This window comes from Leclercia sp. LSNIH3 (genome assembly GCF_002935105.1).
Classification (GTDB): Bacteria; Pseudomonadota; Gammaproteobacteria; order Enterobacterales; family Enterobacteriaceae; genus Enterobacter; species Enterobacter adecarboxylatus.
Map to the genome: position 1 here is coordinate 3253066 of NZ_CP026387.1, position 13350 is coordinate 3266415.

Below are 13350 nucleotides of genomic sequence, written 5' to 3' on the forward strand. Positions count from 1 at the left end.
TCTGTTTGGCAAAAACCCCCGCTTTTGTTTACCCTTTACTAACTTGCCTGCCTCGATGGGGGATGCATTTCTATGGTTTGCTTAGATAAGGAATATTGAATGGAAGATCTCGGTGTTGTAGATAGCATCAATAACGCGGGTTCCTGGCTGGTGCGCAACCAGGCGTTGCTGCTGAGTTATGCCGTTAACATTGTGGCGGCCATCGCTATTATCGTCATCGGTATGATCGTGGCGCGCATCATCTCTAACGCCGTTAACCGCGTAATGCGGGCGCGTCATATTGATGCCACGGTGGCAGATTTCCTCTCCGCGCTGGTGCGCTACGGTGTTATCGCGTTTACGCTGATTGCGGCCCTGGGGCGTGTCGGGGTGCAAACAGCATCGGTTATCGCAGTGCTGGGTGCCGCAGGTCTGGCTATTGGTCTGGCGTTGCAAGGCTCGCTGTCGAACCTGGCCGCAGGCGTGCTGTTAGTAACCTTCCGTCCGTTCCGCTCCGGCGAATATGTTGATCTCGGCGGTGTGGCCGGTACTGTGCTGCAGGTGCAGATCTTCTCTACCACGCTGCGCAGCGCGGATGGTCGTATGGTCGTGATCCCGAACGGCAAAATCATTGCCAATAACATCATCAACTTTTCCCGTGAACCGGTACGTCGTAATGAGTTCATTATTGGCGTGGCGTATGACTCTGATATCGAAAAGGTGAAGCAACTGCTCACCAACATTATCGAGTCGGACGACCGCATTCTGAAAGATCGTGATATGACCGTACGCCTGAATGAACTGGGTGCCTCATCCATCAACTTTGTGGTGCGCGTCTGGAGCAACAGCAGTGATTTGCAGAGCGTTTACTGGGATGTACTGGAACGCATCAAGCGCGACTTTGACGCCAACGGCATCAGCTTCCCATATCCGCAGATGGACGTTAACTTCAAGCGTGTGAAAGAACCGGCAGAATAACGTTTCTCCGTTACCCGGCGCGCGCAATGCGTGCCGGGCTTATTAGCTTCACTTATTACCAATTAATATTATCCATTTCCTCTTATTATCCCCTCGCAGTATAGTTTGCCCTCAGACAGTTTATTGAGATTGATTCCGATGTTATCTTTTTATATTCAAGGGCTTATGATTGGTGCGGCAATGATCCTGCCCCTCGGTCCGCAAAATGCGTTTGTAATGAATCAGGGGATTCGCCGCCAGTATCACCTGATGATTGCCTTGCTTTGCGCGGTAAGCGATATGCTTCTGATCTGTGCCGGTATTTTCGGCGGTAGCGCACTGCTGATGCAGTCACCCTGGCTGCTGGCGCTAGTGACCTGGGGCGGTGTCGCGTTTCTGCTCTGGTATGGTTTTGGTGCCCTGAAAACGGCGATGGGCAGCAATATTGAGTTGGCCAGCGCCGAAGTGATGAAGCAGGGGCGCTGGAAAATTATTGTGACCATGCTGGCGGTGACCTGGCTTAATCCACACGTCTATCTGGATACTTTCGTGGTGCTGGGTAGCCTTGGAGGGCAACTGGATGCCGAGCCGAGACGCTGGTTTGCGCTGGGTACCGTCAGCGCCTCTTTCCTGTGGTTCTTTGGCCTGGCGCTGCTCGCTGCATGGCTGGCTCCCCGTCTGCGCACCGCTAAAGCTCAGCGCATTATCAACGCACTGGTGGGCCTGGTAATGTGGTTTATCGCTTTTCAGCTGGCGAAAGAGGGGATTCATCATATTCGTGAACTATTCTACTAAGCGTTGTCTTATGGACATTCGACCAGCAGGCGCTAAGCTTGCTGGCATGCGCCCTGTTACATGGGCACTCTTCGCAACATGGAGGAATAAAAGTGAAGTTGAATGTAATCGCCCTGGCGGCATTAATGGGTTTTGGCGCAGCATCCGTTCAGGCCAGTGAACTGCCTGATAGCCCGCACATTGTGACCTCTGGTACCGCAAGCGTGGATGCGGCACCCGATATCGCAACCTTAGCCATCGAAGTGAACGTGGCGGCAAAAGATGCGGCCACCGCCAAGAAACAGGCAGACGATCGCGTTGCGCAATATCTCTCTTTCCTGGAGCAGAACGGCGTCGGTAAAAAAGACATCAATTCTGCCAACCTGCGTACCCAACCGGACTATGACTATAAGGATGGCAAAAGCATCCTGAAAGGTTACCGCGCGGTGCGTACCGTGGAAGTGACGGTGCGTCAGCTTGATAAGCTTAACTCTCTGTTAGATGGCGCGCTGAAAGCAGGTCTGAACGAGATCCGTTCTGTGTCCCTGGGGGTTGCGCAACCTGAGAAGTATAAAGATGAAGCGCGTAAAGCGGCAATTGATGATGCCGTGCGTCAGGCGCAGCAACTGGCTTCTGGCTTCAACAGCAAGCTTGGCCCGGTTTACAGCGTGCGTTACCACGTCTCTAACTATCAGCCCAGCCCGATGGTTCGCATGATGAAATCTGAAGCGGCACCGGTCTCTGCGCAGGATACCTACGAACAGCCAACGATTCAGTTTGACGATCAGGTTGATGTGGTGTTCCAGCTGGAGCCAGCTCAGGGCCAGCAGCAGAGCACGCAGGCTCAGCAAAATCAGCAGACTCAGCAGACTCACCAGAACGAGCAGCCTCAGCAGACTCAGGAGCAAGATACGGCGACCAAAGCACCGTAAGTCTTGTTTGTCAGCACAAATACAGGCCGGGTTCGCGTTAATGCGACCCGGCTTTTTTATTAATCCTGGCGCAGGACCTTATGGCCATGGGCCAGCAGTGCATCGGTGACGTTGCGCATCATCCGGCTTTCTGGCGCAAAACGGTGCCAGTAGAGCATACGGCGCTGGTGTAAGCCTGGCGTCAGGTCGATCAGCTCGCCGCTGTTCAGCTCTTTCTCGATCTGCAGATGTGGGATCATGCAGCAGGTCGTGCCCTGACGTGCCAGCTGCACGAAGGCTTCGGAAGAGTTAACGATGTGGCAAGGTACGCTGCCCGGCGGCAGGTCGAAGTTCTGCTGTAAAAATGCCTGATGCATATCATCAAGATGGTCAAAAGCCACGGCAGGGGCTTTCAGCAGGGCGGCGCGAGTGACGCCGTTCGGGAAGTAACGCTCGGCAAAGGCTTTCGAGGCGACGAACAGGTAATCCAGAGCCCCCAGCTGATCCACCAGGCAGCTTGGCAGCGCCTGAGGCTGGATACTGACCGCCCCGACCACTTCACCGCGGCGCAGGCGCTCCTGGGTACGGGTTTCGTCTTCTACCTGTAAATTTAGCCGGATAGGCGAATCAGCCAGCACCGGAGCGAGGGCAGGAAGAAGCCAGGTTGCCAGACTGTCGGCGTTGACCGCCAGAGAGAGCAGCAGCGGCGTGGAGCCGGTCTGTTCATCGCCCAGCCACTCATCCTCCAGCAACTCAACCTGACGCAGCAGCGCCAGCAGCTTCTGCCCCTGTTCGGTTGGGCGCGGCGGCACGGTACGAACCAGCAGCGGCTGCCCGAACATGTTCTCAAGCTGTTTGATTCGTTGTGAAACAGCGGATTGGGTAATGCACAGCTTTTGTGCTGCGCGTTCGAATCCGCGTTCACGAATAACGGCATCAAGCGCCTGTAATGTTCTGTAGTCCGGACGTTTCATTGCTCTGGCTGACTCCCAAAAAATACGATACTTCGCACTATGACATAAATTTATGTTTGATACAGACGAAATTGGTGACCTCGCAGATCACATGGCGCAGGCGAATGCTCTATAATGCGCGTCACGCAAAATCACCACGGGCAAGAGATCATGACGCAGGATGAACTGAAAAAAGCAGTAGGATGGGCCGCTCTCCAGTATGTACAGCCGGGTACCATTGTCGGCGTGGGCACAGGTTCAACGGCAGCACACTTTATTGATGCGCTGGGCACGATGAAAGGCCAGATCGAGGGCGCCGTTTCAAGCTCCGATGCATCCACGGAAAAACTGAAAAGCCTGGGCATCACTGTGTTCGATCTGAACGAAGTTGACCGCCTGGGGATTTACGTCGACGGCGCGGATGAGATCAACGGCCATATGCAGATGATCAAGGGCGGCGGTGCGGCACTGACGCGCGAGAAAATCATCGCCTCCGTGGCAGACAAGTTTATCTGTATTGCGGATGCCTCCAAGCAGGTCGATATCCTCGGCAACTTCCCGCTGCCAGTTGAAGTGATCCCAATGGCGCGCAGCGCGGTTGCCCGCGAGCTGGTGAAACTGGGTGGTCGCCCGGAATACCGCCAGGGCGTGGTAACGGACAACGGTAACGTGATTCTGGATGTTCACGGTCTGGAGATCCTCGACGCCGTGGCGCTGGAAAATGCCATCAATGGCCTGCCAGGCGTGGTAACGGTAGGGTTATTCGCTAATCGTGGCGCGGATGTCGCGCTGATCGGCACCGCCGATGGCGTTAAAACCATCGTGAAATGATCTGACGGGGGGAGCCTCCCCCCGCTAACTTTTTTTGCAACAGCGATATTCGGTGACTTGTGTCACATTTCTAACCCTCTCCTGACGATCCTACCGCTTTCGTATTGCTCCACAGCATTTTTCACTGCCATTTGGCGCTGTATGACATTTCTTCAGAGTGCCGACGCAAACGTTCATATTGCTGCAATAGTTTTTTTTGATATGTTGGCGGGAGCGGATTTTAAATCAGCACAACAACAGTTCAGACAATCAGACAGGGTCGGGGAAATGGCAAAGGTATCACTGGAGAAAGACAAGATTAAATTTCTGCTGGTCGAAGGGGTGCATCAGAAAGCACTGGATAGCCTTCGTGCGGCAGGTTATACCAACATCGAATTCCACAAAGGTGCGCTGGATACCGAACAGCTGAAAGAGTCGATCCGTGATGCTCATTTCATCGGCCTGCGATCCCGTACCCACCTGACCGAAGATGTCATTGCCGCAGCAGAAAAACTGGTCGCGATTGGCTGCTTCTGCATCGGCACCAACCAGGTTGATCTCAATGCTGCCGCGAAGCGCGGTATTCCGGTCTTCAACGCGCCATTCTCCAACACCCGTTCCGTGGCGGAGCTGGTCATCGGTGAACTTCTGCTGCTGCTACGCGGCATCCCTGAAGCCAACGCCAAGGCCCACCGTGGGATCTGGAATAAACTGGCATCTGGCTCTTTCGAAGCGCGTGGTAAAAAACTGGGCATTATCGGTTACGGCCACATCGGCACGCAGCTGGGCATTCTGGCGGAATCGCTGGGGATGCACGTCTTTTTCTACGATATCGAAAACAAGCTGCCGCTGGGTAATGCCACCCAGGTTCAGCATCTCTCCGACCTGCTCAATATGAGCGATGTGGTGAGCCTGCACGTGCCGGAAAACGCCTCCACCAAAAACATGATGGGTGCGGAAGAGCTGGCGCTGATGAAGCCGGGTTCACTCCTGATCAACGCCGCGCGCGGTACGGTGGTGGATATCCCTGCGCTGTGCGAAGCCCTGAAAAGCAAACATCTGGCGGGCGCGGCGATTGACGTCTTCCCGACCGAGCCTGCGACCAACAGCGACCCGTTCACTTCGCCGCTGTGCGAGTTCGACAACGTGATCCTGACGCCACACATCGGTGGCTCTACGCAGGAAGCACAGGAAAATATCGGTCTTGAAGTGGCTGGTAAGCTGAGCAAATACTCTGACAACGGTTCAACCCTGTCTGCGGTCAACTTCCCGGAAGTCTCTTTGCCGTTGCACGGCGGGCGTCGCCTGCTGCACATTCATGAAAACCGTCCAGGCGTACTGACGGCCATTAACCAGATCTTCGCTGAGCAGGGTGTGAACATCGCGGCACAGTATCTGCAAACTAACGCGCAGATGGGTTATGTGGTTATTGATATTGAAGCGGATGAAGATGTTGCAGAGAAAGCGTTGCAGGCGATGAAGGCCATTCCGGGCACTATCCGCGCGCGTTTGCTCTACTAAGTGAGTGCCATCTGATCCCCGGCGGCGCTTCGCTTGCCGGGCCTGCGGGTCTTACAGGCCGGGTAAGGCGGAGTCGCCACCCGGCTTTTTTCACCACTGCCAGATCTTCGACGGTGTCACCACCGCTGGCAGCGGAATATCCCATTTTTCCACCGGCAACTTTTCAACGCCCTGGCAATCATGTGCGTAGCCCACCGGTTGCAGGCCATGCTGCTGCCAATTCTGCAACGTGCGATCGTAAAATCCTCCGCCCATACCTAAACGCTGACCGCTTTTATCAAAAGCCACCAGCGGCGTTACCAGCACATCCAGTTGCTCAAGCGGCAACACGTCGCGCACGTCCAGTTTCGGTTCGGTGATTTTCAGACGATTCACCACCAGTTCGCTATGAGGATGGTAGTGCAGAAACAGCAGATTTCCCGGACTGAAAGGGTGCAGTACCGGCAGGTAAACTTTTTTTCCGGTGCGCCAGAGTTCATCGATCAGCGGTTGGGTGTCGAGTTCGCCATCAAAAGAGAGAAACAGGGCGACGGTGTGCGCCATTACGACGGGCGGATACGCCATCATGCGGGCCGCGGCTTGTTGTGCAAAATGGGCTTGCTGTTCAGGCGTTAAGGCTCTGCGATGCTGACGAATTAACTGACGAATATGTTGACGTGAGGCAGGAACTTCAGGAAGTTGCGTCATGGTAGTCGCTGGGTAGAAAGGTGAGGGAATCTCCGAGATGCCGCCGCAGGCTGTAACCCTTGAACCCTTGGTTCAAGGTGAATGTGTCGTCATGATTTTAAGGCTTCTCGGACGAACCGAGCATGCTCACCAACCATGGAGCGCCACATTCTTGTGGTATGAAATATCGGCTCAGGGGACTGGCCCGCATGCGAACATCTCAGAGAAATTTTTCCTTCAGGGTCACTCTACCATAGTAGACCACGAAGTGTTATTCAAAGTTTTGCCCCGGTCTGTCTGTAATGCGACCCTGATCAAGCAATGCCTGTTCAATGGTCTGCTGGAGCATTTTAATGCGTTGTTCCATGCTCGCCGCGTAATCGCGGGTCTTCGCTTTTTCCTGAGCCAGTTCATAACTGATGTTCAACGCGGCGATGAAGACCAGTTGCTCAGTATTTGTGACTCTAGTGCGTTCTTTTAAATCTTGCAACCGCTGATTCAAATCATCCGCAGCCTGATTCAAAGCATCCCTTTGTTCAGGCGGACAATTCACTCGCAGCGAACGGCCAAAAATTTGGATATCGACGGGTTGTGCAGACATGCCACCTTCCTGCTGTTTGACTGCGCTGCCTTCACATCCGCTTCCGGGGGCTGCGAAGGGGCGACACTATAGCTACCCTGGTGCGTAGATACAAGCCCTATTCTGGTTCACCAGGGTCCAAAGTGGTAGCATATCATGAATATTCCTCCCATTGATGACGAATGCCATGTCTATACAGAACGAAATGCCTGGTTACAACGACGTTAGCCAGTTACTGAACCAGCAAGGCGTGGGGTTAACGCCGGCTGAAATGCACGGTCTGATCAGCGGGATGCTGTGTGGTGGAAACAACGACAGCTCATGGCTGCCGCTGGTTCACGACCTGACGAACGAGGGTCTGGCGTTCGGCCACGATCTCGCCCAGGCGTTGCGCAATATGCATGGCGCAACCAGCGATGCGCTCGAAGATGACGGTTTCCTTTTTCAGCTTTATCTGCCTGATGGAGACGGCGTCAGCGTATTCGACCGCGCCGATGCGCTGGCCGGTTGGGTCAACCACTATCTGTTAGGATTGGGTGTGACGCAGCCTAAGCTCGAGAAAGTGACGGGCGAAGCGGGAGAAGCGATCGACGATCTGCGTAACATCGCTCAACTGGGCTACGATGAAGACGAAGATCAGGAAGAGCTGGAGATGTCCCTCGAAGAGATCATCGAGTACGTGCGCGTTGCGTCTCTGCTCTGCCACGATACCTTTACGCGCACACAGCCCACTGCGCCGGAAGTGCGTAAACCAACCTTACACTAATAAAAACTACTGGAGGGTGTCATGACTCAGCAAGAGTATCTTCGCCGCCGTCAGGCGCTGCTGGCTACGATGCAGCCGGGCAGCGCCGCGTTGATTTTTGCCGCACCGGAAGCCACACGCAGCAACGATAGCGAATATCCTTACCGCCAGAGCAGTGATTTCTGGTACTTCACCGGCTTTAACGAGCCGGAGTCGGTGCTGGTGCTGATTAAAAGTCACGATACCCACAACCACAGCGTGCTGTTTAACCGCGTCCGGGATCTCACCGCCGAGATCTGGTTTGGTCGCCGTCTGGGCCAGCAGGCCGCGCCGGAAAAGCTGGGCGTCGATCGCGCCCTGGCGTTCAGCGAAATCAACGAGCAGCTTTACCAGTTGCTCAATGGCCTGGATACGGTCTACCACGCGCAGGGTGAATACGCTTATGCCGACGAGATTGTCTTTGCCGCGCTGGATAAGCTGCGTAAAGGCTCCCGGCAAAACCTGAAGGCACCCGCAACCCTCACCGACTGGCGTCCTGCCGTCCACGAGCTGCGCCTGTTTAAGTCAGACGAAGAGCTGGATGTCATGCGTAAAGCGGGGGAGATTAGCGCCCTGGCCCATACCCGGGCGATGCAAAAGTGCCGTCCGGGGATGTTCGAATATCAGCTGGAAGGCGAAATTCACCATGAGTTTACCCGCCACGGCGCGCGCTATCCGGCGTACAACACCATCGTTGGCGGCGGTGAAAATGGTTGCATTCTGCATTACACCGAAAACGAGTCTGAACTGCGGGATGGCGATCTGGTACTGATTGATGCCGGATGCGAATTTAAAGGCTATGCCGGTGATATCACCCGCACCTTCCCGGTGAACGGCAAATTTACCCCGGCCCAGCGCGAAATCTACGACATCGTGCTGCACTCGCTGGACACCGCGCTGATGCTGTTCCGTCCCGGCACTTCCATTCAGGATGTCACCGGGGAAGTGGTGCGGATTATGGTTAGCGGGCTGGTGGAGCTGGGTATTCTTAACGGCGACGTCGATCTGCTGATTGCTGACAATGCTCACCGTCCCTTCTTTATGCATGGCCTGAGCCACTGGCTGGGGCTGGACGTGCATGACGTGGGCGTGTATGGCCCGGAACGTTCGCGCGTACTGGAGCCGGGAATGGTGCTGACCGTTGAACCGGGTCTGTATATTGCCCCGGATGCCGACGTGCCCGCCCAGTATCGCGGTATCGGCATTCGTATTGAAGATGACATTGTGATCACCGAAACCGGTAACGAAAACCTGACGGCCTCCGTGGTGAAAAACGCCGACGAGATTGAAGCCCTGATGGCGGCGGCACGCTCATGAGCATCATCATTGTTGGCGGAGGCATGACGGGAGCAACGCTGGCGCTGACCCTCTCCACGCTGACCCAGGGTAAGCTTCCGGTCCATCTGGTGGAAGCCGTGGCACCACAATCGACCGGCCATCCGGGGTTTGATGGCCGTGCCATCGCCCTGGCGCAAGGGACCTGCCAGCAGCTGGCCCGCAGTGGTATCTGGCAGGCGATTGCCGATTGCGCCACCGCGATCGAAACCGTTCATGTCAGCGACCGGGGCCACGCCGGGTTTGTCACCCTGGAAGCGCAGGATTATCGCATTGATGCGCTGGGGCAGGTGGTCGAGCTGCACGACGTGGGGCTGCGCCTGTTCCGTCTGTTGCAGGATGCTCCAGGCGTAACGCTACATTGCCCGGCACGTGTCGAGCATTTTACCCGCAGCGAAACGTCGGTCAGCGTCACGCTGAATGACGGCACTACGCTCGATGGCCAACTGCTGGTGGCGGCCGATGGCTCCCGTTCGGCGCTCGGCCAGCAGTGCGGGATCCAGTGGCAGCAACAGCCGTACCATCAACTGGCGGTGATCGCTAACGTGGCCACCGCCGAGCCGCACCGTGGCCGCGCCTTTGAACGTTTTACCCAGCATGGCCCGCTGGCCATGCTGCCTATGTCGCAGGGGCGCAGCTCGCTGGTCTGGTGCCATCCGCTGGAAAAAGCGGATGAAGTGCAGGGCTGGTCTGATGAACGCTTCTGCGCCGAACTGCAAAAAGCCTTTGGCTGGCGGCTGGGGCGTATCACCCAGGCCGGGAAGCGTTCGGCCTATCCGCTGGCATTAACCACGGCATCGCAGTCTGTCTCCCATCGCGTCGCGCTGGTAGGCAATGCGGCGCAGACGTTACACCCTATCGCCGGACAGGGCTTTAACCTCGGACTGCGCGATGTAATGACCCTTGCCGAAACGCTGGCGCAGGCGTTTGAACAACAGCAGGATTGCGGAGCATATCCGGTGCTGTGCCAGTATCAGAAACGACGTCAGGCAGATAAAGAGGCGACCATCGGCGTGACCGACGGGCTGGTACATCTGTTTGCCAATCGCTGGGCGCCGCTGGTTGTCGGGCGTAACCTGGGGTTGATGGCGATGGAATTATTCATTCCGGCACGCGATGTGCTGGCGCAGAGGACTCTCGGTTGGGTCGCTCGCTAAGGAGTAAACAAAGTGCAGAATGTTGATGTTGCCATTGTCGGTGGCGGAATGGTAGGACTGGCGCTGGCCTGTGGTTTGCAGGGCAGCGGTCTGCGCGTGGCGGTGCTGGAGCAGAAACAGCCTCAGCCAGTCGCTTCTGATGCGCCGCCTGAACTCCGTGTTTCGGCGATCAACGCCGCCAGTGAAAAGCTGCTGACGCGGATCGGCGTCTGGTCAGACATTATTGCCCAGCGCGCCAGCCGTTATCACGGGATGGAAGTGTGGGATAAAGACAGCTTCGGGCATATCGCTTTTGATGATGAAAGCATGGGCTACAGCCATCTCGGCCATATCATCGAAAACGCCGTGATTCACCATGCATTGTGGCAGAAAGCGCAGCAGTGCAGCGACGTTACCCTGATTGCCCCCGCGCAGCTGCAGCAGGTCGCCTGGGGCGAAAACGATGCGTTCATTACCCTGCAAAGTGGCGATATGCTGACTGCTCGCCTGGTGGTGGGGGCCGACGGGGCAAACTCCTGGCTGCGTAACAAAGCCGACATTCCGCTGACGTACTGGGACTACCGCCACCATGCGCTGGTGGCTACCATTCGCACCGTGGAGCCGCATCAGGCCGTGGCCCGGCAGATTTTCCACAATGATGGCATTCTCGCTTTCCTGCCTCTCAGCGATCCGCACCTTTGCTCGATCGTCTGGTCGCTTTCACCCGAGAAGGCGCAGCAGATGCAGGAGGCATCAGCCGACGAGTTCAATCAGGCTCTGTGCATGGCCTTCGATAACCGACTGGGACTTTGCGCCGTCGAAAGCGAGCGGCAGGTGTTCCCGTTAACCGGTCGCTATGCGCGCCAGTTCGCGGCGCATCGTCTGGCGCTGGTGGGTGACGCTGCACACACCATTCATCCGCTGGCCGGGCAGGGAGTTAACCTGGGCTTTATGGATGCTGCCGAGCTGGTGAGCGAACTTCGTCGCTTACAGCGTGACGGCAAGGACATCGGCCAGCATCTTTATCTGCGCCGGTACGAGCGCAGCCGTAAACACAGTGCGGCCATGATGCTGGCAGGCATGCAGGGCTTTCGCGAGCTGTTTGCCGGTGCCAACCCGGCGAAAAAACTGCTGCGCGACCTCGGCCTGAAGCTGGCTGATACCCTCCCGGGTGTTAAGCCACAGCTCCTGCGTCAGGCGATGGGTCTTAACGATCTGCCGGACTGGCTGCGCTAAAACATACTGCATCCTTCAGGTTGCCTCTGCGTTGGCTGCGTCTGCTTACTGACCAGAGTGAGCGTCTGGGGATGCTGAGGCTTGCCACGTTACCCGGCCTCGCCCCTTTAAGGCCAGTGCCAGCGTTGTTCAAAAACGTTGTCAGCATTTTTGTACTGCAACCTGAATGACGTTGTCTATTTGACCCCCGTCACACTTTATTCTCCCGGCCTGCGGGCCGGGGGAATTCCTTCGTTTGAAATAATCTAATTTCACCGACTTTTTCGCATTAGATAATCTAATCTGTCGATTTTTATGTGACGGAAATTTCGCGCATTTTTCCGCACTAAATATCACCCTGTGCTGAATCCCATCTTCCCGGCTTTGCGTTTGTGCGGAATGTTTCGCATTTTTGTAGTGAATAACTCTGTACGCTTTGTTGGCATTTTTGACCATAAGCTAATGTGATGGCCCGTTTTTCCTTATGGTTAACCACCGTTTTCAGTGGTAAGTTCAGGTAAAAGAGAACGTTTGCGTCGGTGTCCGGGAGTGATGCCGATGCCGGGTTTTATGGTGAATTTTTCAGCATAAAACGCATGACAGCCCTGCTCATTCAACGAGGATAAGATGGCTCAACAGACGCCTTTGTACGAACAACACACCTTATGCGGTGCTCGCATGGTCGATTTCCATGGCTGGATGATGCCGCTGCATTACGGTTCGCAGATTGATGAGCATCATGCGGTGCGCACCGATGCCGGTATGTTCGACGTCTCGCATATGACCATTGTCGATCTGCACGGCAGCCGCACCCGGGATTTTCTGCGTTATCTGCTGGCGAACGACGTGGCGAAGCTCACGAAGCCGGGCAAAGCGCTCTATTCCGGCATGCTGAATGCCTCGGGCGGCGTGATTGACGACCTGATCGTCTATTACCTCTCCGATGATTTCTTCCGCCTCGTTGTTAACTCTGCCACCCGTGAAAAAGACCTCGCCTGGATCACCCAACACGCTGAACCTTATGCCATCGACATCACCGTGCGTGATGACCTGTCGCTGATTGCGGTGCAAGGGCCGAACGCGCAGGCGAAAGCCGCGTCACTGTTCAGCGATGAACAGCGCCAGGCCACCGACGGCATGAAGCCGTTCTTTGGCGTGCAGACGGGCGATCTGTTTGTGGCTACCACCGGTTACACCGGTGAAGCGGGCTATGAAATTGCGATGCCGAACGAAAAAGCGGCCGACTTCTGGCGTGCTCTGGTGGAAGCGGGCGTTAAGCCAGCCGGTCTGGGCGCGCGCGACACGCTGCGTCTGGAAGCGGGCATGAATTTGTACGGCCAGGAGATGGACGAAGGCGTCTCTCCGCTGGCGGCCAATATGGGCTGGACCATCGCGTGGGAACCGGCCGATCGCGACTTTATCGGTCGTGAGGTGCTGGAGCAGCAGCGTGAGAAGGGCACCGAACAGCTTGTTGGCCTGGTGATGACCGAGAAAGGCGTGCTGCGCGGCGAGCTGCCGGTGCGTTTCACCGATGCCAATGGCAACCACTGCGAAGGCATTATCACCAGCGGCACCTTCTCACCGACGCTGGGTTACAGTATTGCTCTGGCACGTGTGCCGGCGGGTATTGGCGAGACTGCCGTGGTGCAGATCCGCAACCGCGAAATGCCGGTCCGCGTGACCAAACCGATTTTTGTTCGCGCCGGTAAGCCGGTCGCCTAATCATTTT

The 13350-nt window shown here is 56.1% G+C and carries 13 protein-coding genes and 1 other RNA gene; 10 read left to right on the plus strand and 4 right to left on the minus strand.

Annotation, left to right across the window (positions count from 1 at the left end; all coding sequences use genetic code 11):
• Positions 1-99: 99 nt before the first annotated feature.
• The 3 genes from C3F35_RS15835 (at position 100) to C3F35_RS15845 (ending at position 2642) form a co-directional block, all read left to right on the plus strand.
• Entirely contained in the window at positions 100-957 is an 858-nt protein-coding gene (locus C3F35_RS15835) for a small-conductance mechanosensitive channel MscS (protein WP_059307234.1), read from the plus strand.
• Between the two features lie 138 nt (positions 958-1095).
• Positions 1096-1731 (plus strand): arginine exporter ArgO, encoded by a 636-nt coding sequence (argO, locus tag C3F35_RS15840; RefSeq protein WP_032613898.1) that lies wholly within the window; start codon positions 1096-1098, stop codon positions 1729-1731.
• Positions 1732-1823: 92 nt separating this feature from the next.
• Positions 1824-2642, plus strand: coding sequence for an oxidative stress defense protein (locus tag C3F35_RS15845; protein WP_233211650.1), 819 nt, complete (start codon positions 1824-1826; stop codon positions 2640-2642).
• 59 nt (positions 2643-2701) lie between these two features.
• On the opposite strand, the gene argP is transcribed toward C3F35_RS15845, so the two are convergent.
• The gene (gene argP / locus C3F35_RS15850) at positions 2702-3595 is read right to left on the minus strand and encodes a DNA-binding transcriptional regulator ArgP (protein WP_032613896.1); all 894 of its coding nucleotides are present in this window, start codon (positions 3593-3595) and stop codon (positions 2702-2704) included.
• A gap of 150 nt (positions 3596-3745) precedes the next feature.
• Here argP and rpiA point away from each other — a divergent pair, with 150 nt between their 5' ends.
• Together rpiA and serA are read left to right on the plus strand one after the other, a co-directional pair.
• Positions 3746-4405 carry a ribose-5-phosphate isomerase RpiA gene (gene rpiA / locus C3F35_RS15855; protein WP_032613951.1) on the plus strand — a complete coding sequence of 220 codons (660 nt, stop codon included), beginning with the start codon at positions 3746-3748 and terminating at the stop codon, positions 4403-4405.
• A gap of 267 nt (positions 4406-4672) precedes the next feature.
• A complete protein-coding gene (gene serA, locus C3F35_RS15860; RefSeq protein ID WP_032613894.1) occupies positions 4673-5905 on the plus strand; it encodes a phosphoglycerate dehydrogenase in 1233 nt (410 codons plus the stop codon).
• 90 nt (positions 5906-5995) lie between these two features.
• Here serA and C3F35_RS15865 read toward each other — a convergent pair whose 3' ends face one another.
• From C3F35_RS15865 to zapA, 3 genes are all read right to left on the minus strand, one after another.
• The gene (locus tag C3F35_RS15865; RefSeq protein ID WP_032613892.1) at positions 5996-6592 is read right to left on the minus strand and encodes a 5-formyltetrahydrofolate cyclo-ligase; all 597 of its coding nucleotides are present in this window, start codon (positions 6590-6592) and stop codon (positions 5996-5998) included.
• A gap of 25 nt (positions 6593-6617) precedes the next feature.
• A non-coding RNA gene (gene ssrS, locus C3F35_RS15870) (6S RNA) lies at positions 6618-6801 on the minus strand.
• Between the two features lie 41 nt (positions 6802-6842).
• Positions 6843-7172 carry a cell division protein ZapA gene (gene zapA / locus C3F35_RS15875; protein ID WP_032613890.1) on the minus strand — a complete coding sequence of 110 codons (330 nt, stop codon included), beginning with the start codon at positions 7170-7172 and terminating at the stop codon, positions 6843-6845.
• A gap of 166 nt (positions 7173-7338) precedes the next feature.
• Between zapA and C3F35_RS15885 the strand changes: the two genes are divergently transcribed.
• The 5 genes from C3F35_RS15885 to gcvT all read left to right on the plus strand — a co-directional run bounded on the left by C3F35_RS15885 (position 7339) and on the right by gcvT (position 13343).
• Positions 7339-7917, plus strand: a complete 579-nt coding sequence (locus C3F35_RS15885) for a YecA/YgfB family protein (protein ID WP_059307235.1) — start codon at positions 7339-7341, stop codon at positions 7915-7917.
• A 21-nt stretch (positions 7918-7938) separates the two neighbouring features.
• Positions 7939-9252, plus strand: coding sequence for a Xaa-Pro aminopeptidase (gene pepP / locus C3F35_RS15890; RefSeq protein WP_103792609.1), 1314 nt, complete (start codon positions 7939-7941; stop codon positions 9250-9252).
• Positions 9249-10427: a 2-octaprenyl-6-methoxyphenyl hydroxylase gene (ubiH, locus tag C3F35_RS15895; protein ID WP_032613884.1), complete on the plus strand. Its 1179-nt coding sequence runs from the start codon at positions 9249-9251 to the stop codon at positions 10425-10427. The genes pepP and ubiH overlap by 4 nt, the downstream gene beginning before the upstream one ends.
• Positions 10428-10439: 12 nt before the next feature.
• The gene (gene ubiI, locus C3F35_RS15900) at positions 10440-11642 is read left to right on the plus strand and encodes an FAD-dependent 2-octaprenylphenol hydroxylase (protein WP_059307237.1); all 1203 of its coding nucleotides are present in this window, start codon (positions 10440-10442) and stop codon (positions 11640-11642) included.
• 606 nt (positions 11643-12248) lie between these two features.
• Positions 12249-13343 carry a glycine cleavage system aminomethyltransferase GcvT gene (gene gcvT / locus C3F35_RS15910; protein WP_032613879.1) on the plus strand — a complete coding sequence of 365 codons (1095 nt, stop codon included), beginning with the start codon at positions 12249-12251 and terminating at the stop codon, positions 13341-13343.
• The last annotated feature ends 7 nt before the right edge of the window (positions 13344-13350 follow it).